Raw genomic sequence first — 20,946 nt, forward strand, 5'->3', positions numbered from 1 at the left:
TCGGCCTAACGGTTCGACTTACGCCGAACCGTTAGGCGATTCGCAATCCCATCTCAAGGGTTCTGAGTACGGATCAACGCCCTTTCACAAAGGCGTTCTTGGTCTTCAGGCTGGGGGCCTCTTCCCACGGGCGGTCGGGCCAGCGGTGTTTGGGGTAACGGCCTTTCATGTCCTTTGCGACATCCTGCCAACTGCCGCGCCAGAAACCGGGCAGATCGCGGGTCGACTGGATCGGGCGGCCCGCCGGGCTGGTCAGGCGCAGCAGGAGCGGTTCGGTGCCGATCATCGGGTGGCTATCCAGGCCAAACAGCGCCTGCACCCGCAATTCCACCGCCGGGGCGCCCTCACCCGCGTAATCGATGGCGTGTTGGGTGCCTGCGGGGCTGGTGAACTCCTTGGGCGCGACCCGGTCCAGCCTCTGTCGCGCATCCCAGTCAACCATCACAAGCAGCGCATCGGTCAGCGCGCCTTTCGGAACCGCCAGATCACGCCGCCCATGCAGCAGCGGTAAAAGCCAATCGCGCGCGCTTTCCTGCAAGTTCGCAAGATCGAGCGCAGCGATTCCGGCATGATGCGCGCGGGCCATCAGCACATGGGGCAGAATCGCGGGCAGGTCCTCCAACGCCTTTGCCAGCAACAACTCCGCCATCGCGTCCGGATCGGGCTGCGGGTCCGGTCCGCTGGCCATGGCAATCGCACCCAGCCGCCGCTCCAACCGCGCCTCCACCCGCTTCTCGACCGTGTTCCAGCGCAAGACTTGCCGCCGTTCGATCCGGTCGGCAAAGGCGCGCTCGACCTCGGCCTGTGTCAGCGGGGCCGCCGCCGTGATCCGCGCGCCCTTGGCCTGCCCCTGCGCATCGCCGATGGCCAGCCATTCCTCTCGCGCCAGTGGCGATGCCGGGTCGAGAATAAGGCCCCGACCCGATGCCGAGACCCAGTTCTCCTCGCTCGCATCGCGCCGCCGTGCGACGTTGCCGGGCATCGCGCGGGCCAGAAACAGCGCAGGGCTGTCGTCAGAGACCGCAACCTTGCCGACCAGCCTGCAAGCGCGATCGGCCCAGCCCTTGGCCAGCCGCCGTGCCGAATCCGCCCTGCCACCTCGTTCGCCATCCAGCCGCAACAGGCGATGGAGCAAGTCTTCGCTGCGTCCGCCCAGCCCACGTTCCTGCAACAACAACGCAATCCGTGCGGCGGCATTGGCCTGCCCTGCCTCGGCCCCGAAGAGCACCAGCGCGGCGTGCACCGGGTCCATCGGCAGATCAGCCAACTTTTCGCCCAAGGCCGTAATTCGCCCATCGGCATCGAGCGCGCCCAATGCCTCCAGCCGGTCCTTCGCGCCGGAAAGCGCTGGGGCTGGCGGCGGGTCGAGCCACGGCAGCCGCGTCGGATCACTCTCGCCCCAGCGGGTCAGCGACAGCACCATCGGCGCAAGGTCGGCAGTGGTGATTTCCGGCGGATCATAGGCGCGCCGTCCGGCGTGGCCGCCCTCTTCCCACAAGCGATAGGCCGCGCCCGGCCCTTGCCGCGCGGCACGACCCGCACGCTGATCGGCGGCGGCGCGACTGGCGCGGTGGGTGACGAGGTGGCTGGTGCCTGCCGCAATATCGAACTCCGCCCGGCGCGAAAGGCCCGCATCGACCACAACCGAAACGCCGTCCAAAGTAAGCGAGGTTTCCGCAATGCTGGTCGCCAGCACGATCCTGCGCCGCCCCTCCGCATCACGGCGGATCGCCAGACGTTGGGCAGCCGGATCGACCTGTCCGTGCAGGGGCAGGACCGGCGTATTCGGCAATCGCTGAACCAGCCGTTCGCGCACCCGCTCGATCTCGCCCACGCCGGGCAGGAAGGCGAGGATATCGCCCCCCTCCTCCCGCCACGCTGTCAGCACCGCGCTCGCCACCTGCTCGTCGATGCGCTGTTCCGCTCGCGCGCCCAGCCATTCGATGCGCAGGGGGTGCGCCTTGCCCTCGCTTTCGATCACCGGCGTTTCGGGGCCGAGCAGTTTGGCAAAGCGCGATCCGTCGATGGTGGCGCTCATCACCAGCAGGCGCAGGTCTTCGCGCAAGGCCCCTGCGCTTTCTATGGCCAGCGCCAGCCCGAGGTCCGAATCGAGGTGCCTCTCATGCGCCTCGTCAAACAGCACGGCGGACACGCCCGGCAGATCCGGTTCGGCGACGATGCGGTTCACGAAAATCGCCTCGGTCATCACCACGACCCGCGTTCTTGCGCCGACGCGCGTGTCCATGCGGGTGGCATAGCCGATGGTCTCGCCCGCTCTCTCGCCCAGCATCTGCGCCATCCGTTCGGCAGCGGCCCGCGCGGCAACACGGCGCGGGCTAAGCAACAGGACCTGACCCGTACACCAGTCCTCCGCGATCAGCGCGGGCGCAACCGCCGTCGTCTTACCCGCACCCGGCGGCGCGATCAGCACCGCGCCCGTGCCAGTGCGCAACGCCGCCAACAGGTCGGGCAACACGGCGTGGATCGGCAATGTGTCGAACGCGTCGGTCATGTGCAGGCGTTATGCATTCCGGCCGCGAAGTGCTAGGGTCCGCATCCGGGTCGCCCGCGATAATGGAGGATGCCATGCAATCTTTCCGCATCGGCCTGTACCTTGCCGCCGCGTCCGGTCTCGCGCTTGGCGCTTGCTCTCAGAACGAAGAGGCCGCAGCGCCCACACCCGAAACCGCGACCGAGACGACCGTCGACCACAGCGATCCCATCGCCAGCGCCATGTCCGCCGGGCCCCGCGCCGTGGGCGAAGGCGCCACCATCCTTGCGCCCGGTGCTGATGGCACCATGGAAACGCTGCGCGAAGGGACGAACGGCTGGACATGCATTCCCGACAATCCCGCAACGCCCGGCCCCGACCCGATGTGCATGGATGCCAATGCGCTGAAATGGGCCGCCGCGTGGATGGGCAAGGAAGAGCCGCCCGCCGAAACGCCGGGCTTCATGTACATGCTCCAAGGCGGTTTCGATGCCAGCAACACCGATCCCTATGCGACGGAGCCCGATGGCAGCTGGATCGAAACCGGTCCGCACGTGATGATCGTGGGGTCGATGAAGGCGCTGGAAGGATATCCTTCCGATGCCAAGCCGGACACCAGCCTGCCCTACGTGATGTGGGCGGGTACGCCCTATGCGCACCTGATGATTCCGGTGGAATAAGCGCTTTCGCGCCGGGTTTTAAAACCGGCGCGACACCGCGAACTGAGCGGCTTCGATCATCGCGGCGCGTGCCTCGTTCGCGGGAAAGCCGGAGATCGCGTCGATCGCGCGATTGGCGAAGTGTTTCGCCCGCTCGCGCGTGTCGGCAACCGTGCCGTGCTTTTCTATCAGCGAGGTCGCATGGGCAAGGTCTTCGTTCGAACTGCGGCGTCCCAGCATCGCGTCTTTCCAGAACGTACGCTCTTCCTCATCCCCGCGCGCATAGGCAAGGATCACCGGAAGCGTCATCTTGCCGTCGCGGAAATCGTCGCCCTTGTCCTTGCCGCTTTCGTCGACTTCCGAATCGTAGTCGATGGCATCGTCGACAAGCTGGAACGCGATGCCGAGGTTGCGGCCATAATCGTCGAGCTTCTGCTCCACCTCCGGGTCACGCTCTGCCACCACGGCGGCGATGCGGCAGGCGGCGGCGAACAGGGCGGCGGTTTTCGCGCCGACGATCTGAAGGTACTTTTCCTCGCTCGTCTCGACGCGTCGCTGCGCGGTCAATTGGTCGACCTCACCCTCGGCGATAATCGCGCTCGCGCCCGAGAGGATTTTCAGCACCTTAAGGCTGCCATCCTCAACCATCAGCTCGAACGAACGGCTGAACAGGAAGTCGCCGACCAGCACGGTGGCCGGATTGCCGAACACGATATTCGCGGCCTGCTTGCCGCGGCGCATGTCCGAGCCATCGACGACATCATCGTGCAGCAGGGTCGCGGTGTGAATGAATTCGACAGCGGCGGCCAGCTTGTGATGGCGCGCGCCTTCGTATTCCAGCAGTGCCGCGCTGGCCAGCGTGAGCATCGGGCGCATCCGCTTGCCGCCACCGGCAATCAGGTGCCCGGCCAGCGCCGGAATCAGCGGAATCTTGGACTGCATCCGATCAAGGATGATCTGGTTCACGCAGTTCATGCCATCGGCCGTCAACGCCAATACGGGCGAGAGCGAGGGCTGGCTGCGGGGCAGGTTGTGCACTGTCGCGGTCACGCGCGCTCCTTGGGCGTTACGGCCCTTGAACGCAAGACGTTTCGCATCGGCATCGGTTGCGGATTGCGCGGGCGAGTTCCCCTTTGCTAGGGCGCTGGCCCTTTGCTAGGGGCTGCGCCCATGAGCGACGCGCAAGACCATATCGCCCCCGTCCCGGCCTCGGGCCCGGACCCCGTCCTTGCCGGCTATCGCAAGAGCATCGACAACATCGATGCCGCGCTGGTGCATATCCTGGCCGAACGGTTCCGCATTACAAAGGCGGTGGGCGAGTACAAGGCATCGACCGCGCTGCCCCCCGCCGATCCCGACCGCGAGGCAAATCAGATCGCGCGGCTGCGCAAGCTGGCCGAAGAAGCCGATCTCGATCCCGAGTTCTCGGAAAAATTCCTGCGCTTCATCATCGATGAAGTGATCCGCCACCACCGGCAGGCACGCGAAGGCTGATCAGTCGAAGATAAACGTCCGGCCCAGCGTGAACATTGCGACGACCAGTCCAAGGAACACGAGAAACAACATCAACGCGCGGGTATCGTCGTTTTCGCCGCGCGGTTCCTGCACCGGTCGCCGCCGCTCCACCGCTTGCGGGCGGCGATTGCGCGACATTTCCGATGCGGCCAGCACGACCGACGGCGGGATAGGCTGCAGGAAACGACAGCCATATTCGTCGGCATCGCTCCATAGAACTTCGGCAACGGTCTGGCCGCAGCGCGGCAGGTCGATCTGAACCCGGTCGCCAACCCGCAATGGGCGCGGACTGTTGAGCAATAGACCGGTGGTCGAAAGGTTCAGCAAGGTCAGCGGATAGTCCCCGCGATCGTGCGATGTTACCAGCCGAACGGGCACGCGGTCAGACCGGCGCTGGTCGTTCACCTTTTGCTTCGGCAATCCCACGATGTCCGTCCCTCGTGCTGTCCATGCGCGACCCGCGATGTCCAAGGGGCATTTTTATCGCGACAAGATTAACGAGTTGTAGCGGTTCCGGCAATCGTCCCGCCATTTTCCGTCGCCGCGCGCGGCAGGCGCAGTTCTACCAGAAGGCCGCCAAGGTCCTCACTCTCGCCCAAGGCGACGCTGCCGCCGTAGATTTCGACGACGTCGCGCACGATGGCGAGGCCGAGACCGGTGCCCGGTTTGCCGGTATCGAGCCGCGCACCCCGGTCGAAAATGCGGCTGCGATCTTCGGGAGGGATGCCCATCCCGTCGTCCTCAACCCAGACGACGCAGCTTGCGGTATCGGCGGGTTCCGCATCGACGGTCACGAAGACGCTGCCGCCACCGTACTTGGCGGCGTTTTCGATGCAGTTGCCGAGAATTTCGTCGAGATCCTGCCGTTCCAGCGCAACGATGGGGTCACGCGTCGATTCGCGCGCCGTGTCGATATCAAAGCGCACGTCGGGATGCAGCTGGCCGACCGCACGCTCAACCGCCTCTGCGGCTTCGCGCACGTCGGACCGGGCAAGGCCGGTGGCCCGGCGGCCAACCGCGCGGGCGCGGGCAAGGTGGTGATCGACCTGACGGCGCATGACGGCCGCCTCTCGCTGGACGAGCAGTTCCAGATCGGGCGCATGGGCGGTGGCCGCATTGGTCAGCACGGTCAGCGGCGTTTTGAGAGCATGAGCGAGATTGCCCGCATGCGCGCGCGCCTCCTCTGCCTGCCGCTCGGAGTGCGAGAGCAGCGCGTTCAGTTCTTCCACCATCGGCTGCACTTCCAGCGGCAGAGGCTCTGTCACGCGGTTCTCGCCCGTCACGCGGATCCGCTGGATAGCGCGGCGAATACCGCGCAGTGGCGAGAGGCCGAGCCAAGTCTGCAAGGCCGCCATGACGATCAAGCCGGTACCCAACACCGCAAAGCTGTAGGCCAAAATGGATCGGAACCGCGCGATTTGAGCATCGAGATCGGATCGGCTGGCAGCGACAGTGAACCACCACATCGTCTCGCTGCCCGGCAGGATGATAGGACGCTGCATCATGCGCAGCGGCTCGCCCGCGAACTGGCGGTTGTCCCAAACCAGCGGCTCCATGTGATCGGTCGAACGCACTTCCAGCGTGCGGTCCCATAGTGAGCGCGACGGAAAATCCTCATGCCCTTCACCCGTAATCTGCCAATAGAGACCGGAGTTCGGCTCGAGGAAACGCTGATCGCCCAGCGGACGCGAGAAGAACACTTCGCCATCGGGGCCGATCTCTGCCGAAGCGACCATCGCGGTCAGCATATATTCCAGCTGCTCGTCGAAATTGCGGGTAATCAGGCCCGACAGCGTGCGATCCAGCAGCAAACCGCCGATGAACAGCAGGAACACGATCCAGCCGATCGCGATCAGCATCATGCGCCGCGACAGCGATCCGGTGTGCCCTGCGCCCAACAGGCGGTCGGGCCGAGCCAGAGCGCGGGCCAGAGTCAAGCTGCCCCTACTTGGCTTGCGCGCACGCGGCGGGGTTTCGGGCAATGCGCCCGCCCCCTCCGCAGTGCGGTCCGGCTCAGCCGCGGGGCTGGTCGGCGGGATCGTCGAGGCTGTATCCGAGGCCACGTATCGTCGTGATCACGTCTGCACCCAGCTTTTTGCGGATGCGGGTGACGAACACCTCGATAGTATTCGAATCGCGATCGAAATCCTGATCGTAGATGTGTTCGATAAGTTCGGTGCGGCTGACCACCTTGCCCTTGTGGTGCATCAGGTACGACAGCAGCTTGTATTCCTGCGCGGTCAGCTTGACCGGCTCTCCTTTCAGCGTGACACGGCCCGAACGGGTGTCCAGCCGCACATCGCCGGCGGTTAGCTCGCTGCTGGCGTTGCCGGTGGAACGACGGATCAGCGCGCGCAGGCGGGCGATCAGTTCCTCTGTCTGGAACGGCTTGGCCAGATAATCGTCGGCCCCGGCATCGAGGCCTGCGACCTTGTCCGACCAGGAATCACGCGCGGTCAGCACCAAGACGGGGAAATTACGGCCCTCGCGCCGCCACATGCCCAAGACGGTCAATCCATCGATTTCCGGCAAACCCAGATCGAGCACGACCGCGTCGTATTCCTCGCTGGAACCGAGGAAATGGCCGTCCTCGCCATCGGTGGACAGGTCCACGGCATAGCCGTTCTGCTCCAGCGTGGTCTTCAACTGATTGCCCAGCGTGGGCTCATCCTCGACGATCAGGATACGCATGTGCTCTCCAGAATGACGGGCACAATGCCCGGCTTGTTCATGTACATGAACAGATGGGAGCAAGAAAAGGTCCGCGCAACCTGAACGGTCGATCCTATCTCATCGTATTGATGATGCGGCCCGTGCGCGCGTCGACATCGACGAACACAACCCGGCCATCCTTGATGAACTTCAGGCGATAGGTGTTCGACACGAATTCATCGGGGCCAAGGTAGTCGTAATCGCGTTGCTTCATCTGGGGCAGGACGCGGTTTTCGATCTGGCGCAGGGTCTGCACATTGCCCGCCCGCAGCTCTCGCCGCGCCTCGCCCTGTCCGTCGCGTTTGCCGTTTCCGGCGATGGCGGGCGCACCCGTTCCCAGCAGGGAGAGCGCAGCCAGCGCGGCGATCAGGGGGCGGATCTTGCGGGTCATGATGTCAGTCTGCCTATGCGGAATGCATTGAACAAGGCGTGAATGTTGTGTTCGCGCACGGGAAAGGGCCGGGGTGTTGCACCCCGGCACCACATCACTTCACCAGTTCGAACTTCACGACCATGCTGACCGAGGTGGCAACCTGACCGGGGCGGGTCGGGGTCGGCGGGGCGGGCGGCGTAATAGACTGCGCGGTCACGCGGATGCCGCTTTCCATCATCGGCCGCGAATAGCCCATCGACTCTTCGACGGCGAGCAGCCGGACATTCGAATATCCCGCCATTTGCGCATAGCTGCGCGCCTGCACGAAAGCCTTGTCGAACGCAGCCTTGCGCGCCTTTGCCTTCGCCGGCTCGTCATCGACGATGCCCCATGACGGGCCGCTCAGGTTGTTGGCACCGGCCGCGACCAGCGCATCCAGCACCGGGCCGATCCGGTCCAGATCGCGCAATTCGACCGATACCGTGTTCGTCGCGTCGTATCCGATGAACTGCGGTGTCTGGTTATTGCGATAGTTGTATTGCGGGTTCAGCGTGATGCCACTGGTCTGCACCCTCCGATCCGGCACTCCCAGCGCGGACAGGCGCTTTAGCACCGCATCCATCTGCCGTGCATTGGCCTCCATCGCGGCCACGGCGGTCTGCGCGCGCGTGGTCACGCCCGCGCCGACCATCGCCATGTCGGGATCGCCCAGGATTTCCTGCGTCACCTGCAATTCGATCACCGGCCCGTTGGCCTGGACCGCGACTTCGGCGGCGGCGACCGGGCTGGCGGCCATCGTCACGGCGGCGGCGGCAATTGCCGGTATCGTCAATAATTCGCGCATAATGCTTTCTCCTCACACCCGTTTGGGCTCAACGGAGGGGAAATGCCGCTTGTTCCCTGAACGCGTGCTTGCGCGCGCGTTGCCGTCCGTTCCATTTTCCAGCCGCGATTTCGCAAGGCGCCGGAAGAAGGCTTTCATCCGCCTCGAAATCGCTCTAGGCGGCGCGCATGGCACAAGCTCCGATCCTTTCGTGGGAAGGCCTCGGCCTGCAACAAGGCGGCGGCTGGCTCTTCACTGATCTCGACCTGCACATTGCCCCGCGCGATCGGCTGGCGCTGATCGGGCGCAATGGCGCGGGCAAGACGACGCTGCTGAAACTCGTCGCCGACCAGATCGAGGCGGACAAGGGCAAGCGGTCCATCCAGCCGGGGACCAAGGTCGTCGTGCTGGAGCAGGAGCCCGACGTCGCCGCGCACGCGACGCTGATGGACTATGCGCTGTCGGGCGACGATGCGCCGCAGCCGTACGAGGTCGAGGCCATTGCCGATCAGCTCGGCATCGATATGACACGTGACGCGAAGAGCGCGTCGGGCGGCGAACGACGCCGCGCGGCCATCGCCCGCGCATTGGCGATGGATCCCGACTTGTTGCTGCTGGACGAGCCGACCAACCATCTCGACCTTGCCGCGATCGACTGGCTGGAAGACTGGCTGGGCCGCTATACCGGCGCGTTCATCGTGATCAGCCACGACCGTACGTTCCTGACCCGGCTGACCAAGGCAACGCTGTGGCTGGACCGTGGATCGCTGCGCCGCAAGGAAGTCGGCTTCGGCGGGTACGAGGCATGGGAAGAACAGGTCTATGCCGAGGAAGCCCGCGCCGCCGAAAAGCTGGACGCGAAGCTGAAGCTGGAGGCGCACTGGCTGCAACGCGGTGTCACTGCGCGGCGCAAGCGCAATCAGGGCCGGCTGGAAAAGCTCTACGACATGCGTGCGCAGCGGGCGGCGATGCTTTCTCCGCAGGGCGCCGCAAAGCTGAAAGTCGTAGCCGACGACACTAAAACCAAGGCGGTCATCACCGCCGAGCATGTGTCGAAGTCGTTCGGGGATCGCGCGATCATCCGCGATTTCAACCTGCGCATTCAAAGGCAGGACCGGATCGGCATCGTCGGCGCCAACGGCGCGGGCAAGACGACGCTTTTGAAGATGCTGACCGGCGAACTCGAGCCAGACAGCGGCAGCGTGCAACTGGCCAAGACGCTGAGCGGCGTGATGATCGACCAGCAGCGCAGCCTGCTCAGCGACGAAAAGCGGATGCGCGATATTCTGGCCGAGGGCGGCGACTGGGTCGACGTGCGGGGTCAGCGCAAGCATGTGCAGGCCTACCTGAAAGACTTCCTTTTCGACCCTTCGCTCGTCGATGCGCGGGTCGGAACGCTGTCGGGCGGCGAACGGTCTCGGCTGCTGCTCGCCCGCGAATTCGCGCGGACGTCGAACCTGCTGGTACTGGACGAGCCGACCAACGACCTCGACCTCGAAACGCTGGACATGCTGCAAGAGGTTATCGCCGACTACGACGGCACCGTGCTGATCGTCAGCCACGACCGCGACTTTCTCGACCGCACGGTGACGATCACGCTCGGCCTCGACGGCAGCGGCACGGTCGATGTCATCGCGGGCGGCTATGCCGATTGGGAAGCGAAGCGCAAGAAGCCTGCTCCGGCGAAAGAAGCGAAAAAGGCGTCTGCGGGTGGGTCATCTTCGGCGCCCCCTCTTCCGCCGCAGAAAAAGACCAAGCTGTCCTACAAGGACCAGCGCGATTTCGACCTGCTGCCGGGCCGGATCGAGGAACTGGAAGCCGCTATCCTCGCTGACGAGGAAGCGATGGCCGATCCCGACCTCTACGCCAGCGACCCGGCCAAATTCGCAAAGCTGACCAAGGCGCTGGAAGACAAACGCGCAGAAAAGGACGCGGCGGAAGAACGCTGGCTGGCGCTGGCCGAGGAAGTCGAGACGCTGGAGGGCTGAGGGCTTAGCGCCCCAGCCGCGCTTTCTCGCGCGCGATCCAGTCGCCGATCCGCTCGCTGAGCAGGTTCAACGGCATGATCCCCTCGCGAAGGATCTCGTGGAAACGGCGCAGTTCGAACCCCTCGCCCAGTTCCCGTTCGGCCCGCGCGCGCAAGTCGACCCAGACGTTCTGCCCGATCTTGTAGCTGCACGCCTGCCCCGGCGTGACGCAGTAACGCTCGATCTCGCTCTGCGAACGACGCGGGGTAAAACCGACATTGTCGATGAAATACTGTGTCGCCTTCTCGCGGCTCCACCTCTTGGCGTGAATGCCGGTATCGACCACCAGCCGCGCAGCGCGGAACAGCCAGCTTTGCAGCGCGCCTGCCTCTTCCAGCCCCTGATAACCGTTCAGTTCCTCGGCCACCATTTCGGCATAGAGCGCCCAGCCCTCCGAATGCGCCGAGATGAAGTTGCGCTTGAGCAAAAGCGGCAGGCCCTCGTCCTGCTGAATCAGGCTGAGATGCAGGTGATGCCCCGGCACGCCCTCGTGATAGGTCAGCGAAGGCAGCGTGTATTTCGGCCAGTCGGCGGTGTCCTTCAGGTTGATCCAGTAAATCGCCGGGCGCGACCCATCGAGCGAGGCGCGATAGTAATAGCCATTGGGCGCGCCGTCCTGAATCTCCACCGGCACGCGGCGCACCTCCATCGGCTGTGCAGGCAGGGTCGCAAAGGCATCGCCCAGCTTCGCCTGCATCGCGGCATTGCCCGCAACCAGCGATTCGATCAGCGCGGCGCGTCCCTCATCGGTGTTGGCGTAAAGCTGATCCTTGCGCGCGTTCAACTGCGCCAGCTTCGCCCCGATGGTGGCCCCGGTCAGCCCTTCGACTGCAAGCATCGGCTCCAGCCGCGCCGACAGTTCGGCGACCTGCCTCAGACCGATCTCGTGGATTTCGTCCGCGCTCATGTCGGTGGTCGTGTAGTACTTTAGCGCCTCGGCGTAGATCTCGTCACCACGCGGCACCCGCCACAACCCGTCGCCGGGGCGGGTCTTGGCCCGAACCTTTTGCACCATGGAAAGATAGCGGCTGAGCGCGGGGTAAACATCCTCGTCCACGATCCGTGCGGCCCGCGTACGCCAGTCACCCGCGATGCCGGCCTTTTCGGTCCGGTCGGTCAGGTTTGCGACCATCGGGCTGTCTGCGGGCGCGGGTTCGAGCTGGGTGCGAAGCTGATCCTCCACGATGGCCAGCGACCAGTCCGGTGCGGCATAGCCACGTGCAGCTTCCTCGCGCTGCAAAGCGGCTTCATCGTCCAAAGCGAATGGAAACGCGGCGAGGCGGGAAAGATAAGCCTCGGCATCATCGGCGCTGGCAACCGGATGCTGCGCGCCGAGGAAGTCGGGGACCGAGAAATAGGCGCCCTTGCGCTGCGTGATCCGATAAGGTGCGCCGACCGAGCCGATATCGAACCGCGCGGGGACCAGCCGCTTGGCCACCATATCGGTCGCAATGCGCAGGCGAACCGCCGCCAATTCGCTGAGCCCCGCCGGATCGAAAGCCTGCAGCGCCGCGAGCGCCTTGCGATTGTGCGCCAAATGCGCGGCCTCTCCCGCCGCGCCATAGTCATCCAGCCGCATCCGCATCGCCGCCAGCGCCCCGGTATCTAGGCCTAGCCCGGTCATCGATTCCGGCGCAAGCATCAGATCACCGCGCACGATCGTATCCATGACGCGATAGAGCGCCGCGTCCGCATCCGATTGCGCAAAGGCCAGCGATGGCGAGAGGGCAATGGCCACCGCGGAAGTACCGCTGGTGGCGAGGAAGTGACGACGGCTGGCGAGCATTGTGGGGCCTTGCTGCAAATTAGTTTCTTTGGAAACCGCCTTGCATGACAGATGAGTGCAGCGCAAGCCCGATATCCGCCCCTCACCCCGCACCCTTCACCGTATTAAATCCGGTAATAATCCGCCACGCGATCCAGCGCGAGACCCAGCACCAGCTTGCCGCTACGCGCGGGCCAGGCCAGCGCCTTTTCCGCGTCCGGCAAGCTCTCACCATTGCAGGCGACCCGCCACAAGACATCGGAAAGGCCAGGACCGGCACGGTCCACCGCTTCATGGAAACGCCGCTTGGCCGCCAGTTGCCGTTCCGACGGGGTCAGGTCGCGATCCGATGCGCTGCCCTTCACACGAACGACATCCCAGCGCATGGTGATCGACGGCGAAAGCTGCGCCCGTTCCCAATCCGCGCGCAACCGTTCGCCCGCATCGAATTGCCGTTCCGAAAGGTGCCCGCGCGAATGGAGCCAGGCCAGCGGCGATTCGCGCAAGTTCACGGTGACGCTGCGCCCACGCTTTGGCGCGCCTCCCGCGTATTTGTCGGACGTACGGCGCGGACCCTCGCTGGTCAGTTCGCGGGTGACATAGTGCGCGCCTTCGGGGTTGGACATAGGCTGTGCTCCCTCTGGATAAGATGAATGCCCACCTTGCCCTTGGTTCCATCCTGTAGGAAAATAACACCAGATAGGTTATTCGAATTTTTCGGAGCGCTCCCTTGATCAATCGTATCCGCGCCATCCGCAAGGACAAGGGCCTGACACTGGCCGACCTCGCTGCTGCATGCAGCCCTCCGACCACCGCGCAGACGATCGGGCGGCTGGAAACCGGGATGCGGACGCTGTCGATAGACTGGCTGAACCGGATCGCGATTGCTCTTGGGGTAGAACCAGAGGATTTGCTGACCAGCGAAGCCAAGGCAAAACCTATGGTCGTGGCGAAGCTCGGACCGGACGGGCCAGAGGCACTGAGCAAGCCGCGCGAGGCGGTTCCGCCCGATGTCTTGTTGGGTGAGCCGGTATTGGGCGTTCTGGAAATCGAAACCGCGCAGGGCGAATACCGCAATGGCGACCGCATCTGGCTGCGCGAAATCGCAGCGGATCAGACCCAGCTGGCGATCAATCGCGACGTGCTCGTCCCCCGCCCGGGCGGGCGGTTCGCATTCGGGCGACTGATCGACCGCAGCGACGAATTCGTCGCGATCCTGCCGACCGGTGCGGGTCAGCGTCAGCTGGTCGTGCGCGACCCGGCGTGGGTCGCGACGGCCGTCATGCTGGTGCGGATGCTCTAGACCTTTTCAGCCTCGACCATCTTGCGCAGCACCGCGATGCGCTGGCGCTTGTCTTCGTGGTTACGCTCCGGATGGTCGCGCATTTCGGCCAGCAGGTTCTTCAACTCTGCTTCGTAGCGATTGTCATGTGCCATGTCGGCCTCCTCTCTTGAGAGACCAAGCATAGCACATTCCGCGCGCAATTCCGAAACCGCCCGACGCGCGGGCGGCTCGGCTCAGACCTCGCCGCGGGCGACCTTTTCCTGCTTGTCGGCAACCGACTCGCTGGGCACGAAACTGTCCGAATTGACACGCAGCCAGATCAGGATCGGCGCGGCCATGTAGATCGACGAATAGGTACCGACGAAGATACCAAACGCGATGGCAGCGGCGAACCCGAAGGTCGTGGCCGGACCGATGAACATCAGCGCAACCAGCACCATCAGGGTCGTCAACGACGTCATGATCGTGCGCGGCAACGTCTCGTTCACCGACAGGTCGAGCAGTTCTTCCATCGGCATCTTCCGGAACTTTTTCAGGTTCTCACGAATGCGGTCGTACACGACGATCGTGTCGTTCAAAGAGTAACCGATGATCGCCAGAATGGCCGCAACGATGTTGAGGTCGAACTCCATCTGGGTCAGTGCGAACAGGCCGAGCGTCAAAGACACGTCGTGGATCAGCGCGAACAGGGCGCCGACACCGAACTGCCATTCGAACCGCACCCAGATATAGATCGCGATGGCCACCATCGCGGCGAGCAGCGCCAGCATCCCGGTTTCGAACAGTTCGCTCGACACCTTGCCCGATACCGAATCGACACCATCGATGCGGACGCCGGGATAGTTCGTTTCCATCTCGGTAACGATGGCGTTGGTCATGCGGTCGGCAAGGTCCTTGACCTGCGCCGAATCCTGCCCTTCGGGCAGCCGCATGCGGATCGACACCTCGTTCGGTTGGCCAAAACGCTGAATGATCGGCGCGCCATAGCCCAACCCGGCTATATCGTCGCGCAGGTCCGCGACCGGAGCCTCGGTGCTTTCGACGAAGGTCGCGCGGATCATCTGCCCGCCGACGAAGTCGACGCCGAGGTTCAGCCCGTTGGTCAGCACCGCACCCCAGCTGGCCGCCATCAGGACCAGCGAAACGATGTAGAACGGCAGCCGCCAGCGCAGAAAGCGGATGTTGGTGTCGTCGGGGACGAGTTTCAGAAGTCTCATGCGTCCCTCCTCAAATGTGCAGGTCTGCGGGGCGGTGCTTGCGCAAGTACCCTGCAACCCACATGCGGGTCAGCGTCACGGCGGTGAAGACCGACGTTACGATACCGATGATAAGCACGATGGCGAAGCCGCGGATCGGGCCGGAGCCAAACAGGAACAGCAGTACGCCCGCGATAACGTTGGTGACGTTGGCGTCGATGATCGCACGCTGTGCCTCGCGATAGCCGACCTCTACCGCCTGCACCACACGCCTGCCGCGTCGTCGTTCCTCGCGTATGCGTTCGTTGATCAGCACGTTGGCGTCGACCGCCGTACCGATGGTCAGCACGAAGCCTGCGATGCCCGGCAAGGTCAGCGTCGTGCCCAGTGCAGCCATGATGCCAAGAATGATCAGGACGTTCAGCAGGATCGCGACATTCGCGTACATGCCAAAACGGCCATAAGTGGCGAACATGAAGGTCAGCACCGCCACACCGCCGATCAAAAGCGCCAGCACGCCCTTGCGGATCGAGTCCGCGCCAAGGTCTGGCCCGACGGTGCGCTCTTCCACGACCTGCAGATCAATCGGCAGAGCGCCCGACCGCAGCGAAATCGCCAGCGCATTGGCGCTATCGACCGTGAACCCGCCCGAAATCTGGGCCTGACCGCCAAGAATCGGCTCGTTGATGTTCGGTGCGGAAAGCACTTCGCCGTCGAGGACGATGGCAAATGGCTTGCCCACGTTCTGCGTGGTCAACGTCGCAAACTTGCGACCGCCTTCCTGGTTGAAGGTGATGTTGACGATGGGCGAACCATTCTGGTCGTATCCCTGCTGCGCATTGGTCAACTGGTCGCCCTGAATGCCGCCCAGTCGCTTGACGGCGATAGCGCCCTGCCCTCGACCGTCCTCTGCATAAGGCAGGATCTGGCTGCCCGGCGGGACGATGCCCTGTGCTATATCGCTCGGCAGCGCGGTCTGGTCGACCAGCTTGAATTCCAGCTTCGCGGTCTGGCCCAACAGAGCCTTCAGCTTTTGCGGATCGTCGAGGCCCGGCACCTGCACGACGATGCGGTCGTCGCCCGACCGGATGATCGTCGGTTCGCGCGTACCCAGTTCGTCAATACGGCGGCGCACGACGTCGGTTGCGGTGTCCATCGCGTTTTCGACCGCCTGATTCAATCCGGCATCGGTCGGCGAGACTTCGAATCGCTGCCCGTCGACGACGCGGATCGTCCAGTCACGCTGGCCGGTCAGGCCCACGCCTTCGGTCATCGGCAACAGCACTTCACGCGCGGCGTCGACCTGCGTTTCCTGCTGCACCATGAAGCTGAGGCGGCCATTCGCGGTCGAGATATCGCCGATCTCTATGGCAGGATCGGCTTCGCGCAGGGCGCGGCGCACATCCTCTTCCATCGCCTCCAGCCGCAGCTCGCGCACTTGCGCGGTTTCGGCCTCCAGCAGGATGTGACTGCCCCCGGCAAGGTCGAGGCCGAGGTTGATTTCAGGGTCGGGAAGCTGCGACGGCCAACTGCCGCCACCGGCCAGCATGTTGATCGACGGCACCGCAAGCAGCACGCCGACCAGTGTGAGACCCCAAAGCCAGATGCGCTTCCAGCGCGGAAAATCGAGCATCGTCGCGATCAGTCGTTGGCAGGCGCGCTGTCGCCCGGGGGAATGATGTCGCCGATGGTGGAGCGCACGGCCTTCACCTTCACGCCCTGACCCAGATCGATGTCCGCGTAGCTATCGTCCAACCGCACGATCTTGCCGACAAGACCGCCTGCGGTCACAACGCGATCGCCCTTTTTCAGGCCCGCGATCTTGGCCTGGTGCTCCTTGTGCCGACGCATCTGCGGGCGGAACACGAGGAACCAGAAAATGACGCCCATGGCGAGGAGCGGCAGGATCTGAACCCATCCGGGAGGGCCGCCTGCGGGGGCAGCGGCGGCGAGAACGAGCAGGTTGCTGGACATGATTGGCCTTCGAACTGTGGTGACGGCTTCAATAGGACCGAAAACCCACGGATCAAGCCACGGGAATTCAGGCCCCGCGCGCTAGCAGCAATGTCGGAGGGTGGCAATCCGGGGGTGACTGTCGCAGTCGCCAGGCAGAGCGGAGTGGCTAGGCCCCGCATCGATAGCGAACCGCTGAATCGCTTTTGCGCGAAATGATGGCTGAAAAGACTGGTCGGGACGAGAGGATTCGAACCTCCGACCCCCACACCCCCAGTGTGATGCGCTACCAGGCTGCGCTACGTCCCGACCGGAGGGCGCCCTATATGCGCGCCCTGTCGGCAATGCAAGCGCTGCAAAGGCAATCGCGGTCCCTTCTGTTTTTTCGCCCTGCCGTTCATCGAACATGCATCTGGTATTTCACAGATTTGCCGCCAAACCGTGCAATAGCTGCGTCAGAATGTTGGGAGATGACGAGTGGCAGGACTAAACGCGAGAACCTTCGCATTGGCGGGCGCAGCGCTTGCCATCACCGCTCCGGCCTTTGGGCAGAACGACCCGACGGGGCAGAGCCAGCAAGGCGACGTTTCAGTCACGATCTACAACAACAATCAGGCGCTTGTGCAGGACGTTCGCCAGCTTTCGATCGCACAGGGCCGTAGCCGGATCGAGTTTCCAGACGTTTCCGCCCAGATCCGGCCCGAAACGCTCAGCTTCGTGGCCGACGGCACGACGATCATCGAACAGAACTTCGACTTCGACCTGCTGACCCCTGGCAAGTTGATGGAAAAGGCGGTGGGCGAGACGATCACCCTGATCCGCACCAACCCCGCCACCGGTGCGGAAACGCGTGAGCGGGCCAAGGTACTGTCGGTCGCGGGCGGCACGGTGGTGCAGATCGGCGACCGGATCGAAGTCTTGCGCGACGATGGCCTGCCGGTGCGCGCGGTGTTCGACAAGGTGCCAGACAATCTTCGCGCGCGCCCCACGCTGTCGGTAACGGTCGATTCGAACCGTTCGGGCCGTCGCCCGGTTTCCTTGCGCTATCTGACGCCGGGGCTTGGCTGGGCCGCCGATTATGTAGCGCTTTATGACGAGGCGCGCGGCACGGTCGACATGCAGGGCTGGGTCACGCTGACCAACAATACCGGCACTACCTTTCAGTCGGTGAAGACTATGCTGGTCGCGGGCAATCCGCAGAGCGAGCAGTCCGGCTACAACCGGCGCGGGCGCGGCTATGCGCCGCCCCCTCCCCCGCCGATGCGCGGAGATGTGGAGCGGATGGGCACCGAAAGTGCGGACCGTGAACGGCTGGGCGATTTCTATCTCTATCCGCTGGACGAACGCACCACGATCGCCAACGCGCAGACCAAGCAGGTCAGCTTCCTCGATGTGTCGGCGGTTCCGGCGAGCAAGGTCTATGCCCGCACCGTCGGCTGGTTGCAGAGCGATAGCGATCCGGTCAAGGCGTCGAGCGAGATCGCCTTCTCGTCCTCGCGCCAGGGCGGGTTGGGCGATGCGCTGCCCGCTGGCACCGTGCGCTTCTATCAACGCGACGCACGCGGCACACCGCAGTTCATCGGCGAGAACGCCATCGGCCACACCCCGATGGGCAGCCGCTTGTCTTTGCGCACAGGCGATGCCTTCGACGTGTCGGTGCAAGCGACCGTCGTGTCGCGCACCAAGATCGCGTCGGAGGAATACGAGCGATCCTCCAAATATCGCGTGATCACCGATGGGCGCGTTCGCACGGTCGAGGTGCAGGATGCCAAGGAATTCTACCGCACCACGATGCGCTATCACTTCACCAATGCGCGCGCCGTTCCGGTAACGGTGGACCTGACGCAATCGGGGCTCGATCGCGGCTGGTGGAGCCACGATTTCCGCGTGGTTAGCGAGGGGATCAAGGGCGAGCAACTTGATCTGAACCGCCGCCAGTGGTCGGTTTCGGTCCCCGCGAACGGCGAATACGACCTGACCGTCGTTTACGAGACGCGTTACTGAGGGGGCGGGTCGATGCGGCCCTTTCCCCTGATCGCCGCCATCCTGTTGACCGGGGTGGCGATCACGCCGGCGCAGGCGCGCACGGTGGTCGAGGCTTCGGCCCCGCAGGACTTGTCCGTCACCGTTTATCGCGATCCGAACCGCAACGAAGGGGCGATGAATGTGCGTTGGCTCAACGGCTTTGCGCTCATTTCCGAAACGCGCACCGTCACGCTGCCCCCGGGCGAAAGCACGATCCGTTTCGACGGCGTGGCGGAAAGCATGGTCGCGGTTTCGGCCATCGTCACCGGCCTGCCCGGCGGCACGATCGAGAAGAACCGCAATGCCGAAATACTCTCACCCGCCTCGCTGGTGGACGGCACGTTGGGCAACCGCGTCACCATCACTCGCACCAACCCGGCGACCGGAACGGAAGTGAGCGAAAGCGCCGTCGTCCGCACCCGCGCCGACGGCGGCCTCGTGCTGCAAACACGGGAGGGATACGAAGCGGTGCGCTGTGCCGGAATCCCCGAGCGGCTGACCTTCGATCGGGTGCCCACTGGCTTGTCGCCCAACCCGGTCTATACCGTCGATACCCGTAGCGATGCGGGCGGAACGCATACCGTTACCCTGACCTACCTTGCATGGGGTTTCGACTGGAGCGCGCACTACATTGCAACGCTGGCCGAGCCGGAGGGCCGCAAGCGCAGGCTGGACCTGAAGGCGTGGCTGACCGTGGCGAACAGCAACGGACAGACGTTTGAGAACGCCGAACTGCTGGCCGTCGCGGGCAAGCTGGAAGTGCAGACGAACTATCGCAGCGAGGCGCAACCCCCGCGCGGAGAGCCGCTGCGGATCACATGCTATCCGCTGGGCAGCACGTCGGCGGGCATCGACATCCCACCGCCCCCACCGCCGCCCGCGCCCCCACCGATGGCGATGGCGGACGCGATTGTCGTGACCGGGATGCGCAAGATGGAGATGGCTGCCGCCCCGGTTTCCATGGTTGCCGACGAGATGCTGGAGGCCAGCGAAGAAGGCCTCGGCGACCTGAAACTCTATCGGGTGCCGGTTTCGGTCGACGTCGCGGCACAATCGCAAAAGCAGGTGGCCTTCCTGTCGCTGGGCAACGTCGAAGGGCATGTCGTCCACCGCGTTTCCTGCCAGCCGGGCGAGTTCGGAGAGCGGCTGGCAGATGCCGTCCTGCGCACCGACAATACCGAAGACCTCGGCCTTGGGCGCGCCCTGCCCGCTGGCGGCGTGACCGTGTTCGCACCCACCGCCTTTGGCCCTCTATTGCTGTCCGAAGATACCATCGAAGACCGCGCCGTGGGGCAAGAAGTGGAGGTCGTGCTCTCTGCCCAAACACGCGTCAGTGCCGCGTGTTCGCTCAAAGGCGAAAAGATCGAAGACGCGAACCTGAGCGACGGCAAGTGGCACACGCTGGAAGCGGACATCGCGAATGACACTGACGAAACCATCGAGATCGAGGTCGGCCTTGGCCCCGCCGCGCGGTGGCAAGTGCGCAAATCCTCTACCAAGGTTGCCTTTCAGAACGGCACGCAAGTGCTGCGCCAGCGGATCGCGGCGGGCGGCAGCAAGACGCTGCGCTGGCAGGTCCGCTACGCCCCCAAGGCCCCGGCGGAATAGCTATTCGATCGGCACGGCCCGCGATTTCTTGATCGATTCCAACACGACGATCGACTTTACGTCGCGCACGCCCGGGATACGGACCAGCGTCTTGAGCGTTATCTGGGAAAGATGTTCCATGTCGCGCGCCGTGACGTGAAGCAGATAATCCATCTCGCCCGTCACGGCATGGCAGGCGATGACATAGGGATTGGCCTGAATTGCATTCTCGAACCGGTCGATGATGTCGTCGCTGTGCGCCTGTAGGTTGATGGTCAGGTAAGCATCGAGCGGAAAGCCCAGCTTCTTCGCATCGAGTAGCGGAGCATAGCCGGCGATCACGCCCTCTTCCTCCAGCTTTTTCAACCGGCGGCTGACGGGCGTGGCGGACAGCGAAACCCGCTCTGCAATGTCGGCCACGGTCATGCGGGCATCGTCCTGCAAGGCGGCAATGATCTTGCGGTCGAAAGGGTCGAGGGACACGAAATCACTCCTCAAGTGTCTTATGTTAGTGATAATATGATCGGCAGGGTTC

General features: G+C 64.2%; 20 protein-coding genes and 1 tRNA gene. 6 read left to right on the forward strand and 15 right to left on the reverse strand.

Annotated features, from left to right (window positions below; translation table 11 throughout):
- Nucleotides 1–73: 73 nt before the first annotated feature.
- Entirely contained in the window at nt 74–2,512 is a 2,439-nt protein-coding gene (hrpB, locus tag AB433_RS12700) for an ATP-dependent helicase HrpB (protein ID WP_047821446.1), read from the reverse strand.
- 74 nt (nt 2,513–2,586) lie between these two features.
- Here hrpB and AB433_RS12705 point away from each other — a divergent pair, with 74 nt between their 5' ends.
- Nucleotides 2,587–3,171, forward strand: coding sequence for a hypothetical protein (locus tag AB433_RS12705; protein WP_047824048.1), 585 nt, complete (start codon nt 2,587–2,589; stop codon nt 3,169–3,171).
- Nucleotides 3,172–3,189: 18 nt separating this feature from the next.
- On the opposite strand, the gene AB433_RS12710 is transcribed toward AB433_RS12705, so the two are convergent.
- Nucleotides 3,190–4,200 (reverse strand): polyprenyl synthetase family protein, encoded by a 1,011-nt coding sequence (locus AB433_RS12710; protein ID WP_047821449.1) that lies wholly within the window; start codon nt 4,198–4,200, stop codon nt 3,190–3,192.
- Between the two features lie 120 nt (nt 4,201–4,320).
- Between AB433_RS12710 and AB433_RS12715 the strand changes: the two genes are divergently transcribed.
- A complete protein-coding gene (locus AB433_RS12715; protein WP_047821451.1) occupies nt 4,321–4,644 on the forward strand; it encodes a chorismate mutase in 324 nt (107 codons plus the stop codon).
- Here AB433_RS12715 and AB433_RS19560 read toward each other — a convergent pair whose 3' ends face one another.
- From AB433_RS19560 to AB433_RS12740, 5 genes are all read right to left on the reverse strand, one after another.
- Nucleotides 4,645–5,091 (reverse strand): PilZ domain-containing protein, encoded by a 447-nt coding sequence (locus AB433_RS19560; protein ID WP_053059153.1) that lies wholly within the window; start codon nt 5,089–5,091, stop codon nt 4,645–4,647. It abuts the gene before it with no gap.
- A 68-nt stretch (nt 5,092–5,159) separates the two neighbouring features.
- Nucleotides 5,160–6,527 carry a sensor histidine kinase gene (locus AB433_RS12725; protein WP_047821453.1) on the reverse strand — a complete coding sequence of 456 codons (1,368 nt, stop codon included), beginning with the start codon at nt 6,525–6,527 and terminating at the stop codon, nt 5,160–5,162.
- Nucleotides 6,528–6,678: 151 nt separating this feature from the next.
- Nucleotides 6,679–7,356, reverse strand: coding sequence for a response regulator transcription factor (locus AB433_RS12730; protein ID WP_047821455.1), 678 nt, complete (start codon nt 7,354–7,356; stop codon nt 6,679–6,681).
- A gap of 94 nt (nt 7,357–7,450) precedes the next feature.
- Nucleotides 7,451–7,768, reverse strand: coding sequence for a PepSY domain-containing protein (locus tag AB433_RS12735; protein WP_047821458.1), 318 nt, complete (start codon nt 7,766–7,768; stop codon nt 7,451–7,453).
- 94 nt (nt 7,769–7,862) lie between these two features.
- Nucleotides 7,863–8,594, reverse strand: coding sequence for an SIMPL domain-containing protein (locus tag AB433_RS12740; RefSeq protein ID WP_047821460.1), 732 nt, complete (start codon nt 8,592–8,594; stop codon nt 7,863–7,865).
- Between the two features lie 167 nt (nt 8,595–8,761).
- On the opposite strand from AB433_RS12740, the gene AB433_RS12745 reads away from it, so the two are divergent.
- The gene (locus AB433_RS12745; RefSeq protein ID WP_047821462.1) at nt 8,762–10,561 is read left to right on the forward strand and encodes an ABC-F family ATP-binding cassette domain-containing protein; all 1,800 of its coding nucleotides are present in this window, start codon (nt 8,762–8,764) and stop codon (nt 10,559–10,561) included.
- A 4-nt stretch (nt 10,562–10,565) separates the two neighbouring features.
- Here AB433_RS12745 and AB433_RS12750 read toward each other — a convergent pair whose 3' ends face one another.
- On the reverse strand, nt 10,566–12,386 hold the full coding sequence (locus tag AB433_RS12750; protein WP_047821464.1) for a DUF885 domain-containing protein: 1,821 nt from the start codon (nt 12,384–12,386) through the stop codon (nt 10,566–10,568).
- Nucleotides 12,387–12,490: 104 nt separating this feature from the next.
- Nucleotides 12,491–12,991 carry a DUF6456 domain-containing protein gene (locus AB433_RS12755; protein WP_047821466.1) on the reverse strand — a complete coding sequence of 167 codons (501 nt, stop codon included), beginning with the start codon at nt 12,989–12,991 and terminating at the stop codon, nt 12,491–12,493.
- A 104-nt stretch (nt 12,992–13,095) separates the two neighbouring features.
- Between AB433_RS12755 and AB433_RS12760 the strand changes: the two genes are divergently transcribed.
- On the forward strand, nt 13,096–13,668 hold the full coding sequence (locus tag AB433_RS12760; RefSeq protein WP_047821468.1) for a helix-turn-helix domain-containing protein: 573 nt from the start codon (nt 13,096–13,098) through the stop codon (nt 13,666–13,668).
- Here AB433_RS12760 and AB433_RS20575 read toward each other — a convergent pair.
- The 5 genes from AB433_RS20575 to AB433_RS12780 all read right to left on the reverse strand — a co-directional run bounded on the left by AB433_RS20575 (nt 13,665) and on the right by AB433_RS12780 (nt 17,108).
- A complete protein-coding gene (locus AB433_RS20575) occupies nt 13,665–13,802 on the reverse strand; it encodes a hypothetical protein (protein WP_156170810.1) in 138 nt (45 codons plus the stop codon). The two genes, AB433_RS12760 and AB433_RS20575, sit on opposite strands and share 4 nt — an antisense overlap.
- A gap of 81 nt (nt 13,803–13,883) precedes the next feature.
- On the reverse strand, nt 13,884–14,867 hold the full coding sequence (secF, locus tag AB433_RS12765) for a protein translocase subunit SecF (RefSeq protein ID WP_047821470.1): 984 nt from the start codon (nt 14,865–14,867) through the stop codon (nt 13,884–13,886).
- Nucleotides 14,868–14,877: 10 nt separating this feature from the next.
- Nucleotides 14,878–16,479: a protein translocase subunit SecD gene (gene secD, locus AB433_RS12770; protein WP_047821472.1), complete on the reverse strand. Its 1,602-nt coding sequence runs from the start codon at nt 16,477–16,479 to the stop codon at nt 14,878–14,880.
- An 8-nt stretch (nt 16,480–16,487) separates the two neighbouring features.
- Nucleotides 16,488–16,820, reverse strand: a complete 333-nt coding sequence (gene yajC / locus AB433_RS12775) for a preprotein translocase subunit YajC (RefSeq protein WP_179944978.1) — start codon at nt 16,818–16,820, stop codon at nt 16,488–16,490.
- A gap of 211 nt (nt 16,821–17,031) precedes the next feature.
- Nucleotides 17,032–17,108 (reverse strand) — tRNA-Pro (locus AB433_RS12780).
- A 168-nt stretch (nt 17,109–17,276) separates the two neighbouring features.
- Between AB433_RS12780 and AB433_RS12785 the strand changes: the two genes are divergently transcribed.
- Both AB433_RS12785 and AB433_RS12790 read left to right on the forward strand, forming a co-directional pair.
- Entirely contained in the window at nt 17,277–18,803 is a 1,527-nt protein-coding gene (locus AB433_RS12785; RefSeq protein ID WP_245626664.1) for a DUF4139 domain-containing protein, read from the forward strand.
- A gap of 12 nt (nt 18,804–18,815) precedes the next feature.
- Nucleotides 18,816–20,432, forward strand: a complete 1,617-nt coding sequence (locus tag AB433_RS12790) for a DUF4139 domain-containing protein (RefSeq protein ID WP_053059154.1) — start codon at nt 18,816–18,818, stop codon at nt 20,430–20,432.
- Here AB433_RS12790 and AB433_RS12795 read toward each other — a convergent pair whose 3' ends face one another.
- Nucleotides 20,433–20,894, reverse strand: coding sequence for an Lrp/AsnC family transcriptional regulator (locus tag AB433_RS12795; RefSeq protein ID WP_047821478.1), 462 nt, complete (start codon nt 20,892–20,894; stop codon nt 20,433–20,435). It lies immediately after the preceding gene.
- Nucleotides 20,895–20,946 lie beyond the last annotated feature (52 nt).

The sequence above is a fragment of the Croceicoccus naphthovorans genome (assembly GCF_001028705.1).
Classification (GTDB): Bacteria; Pseudomonadota; Alphaproteobacteria; order Sphingomonadales; family Sphingomonadaceae; genus Croceicoccus; species Croceicoccus naphthovorans.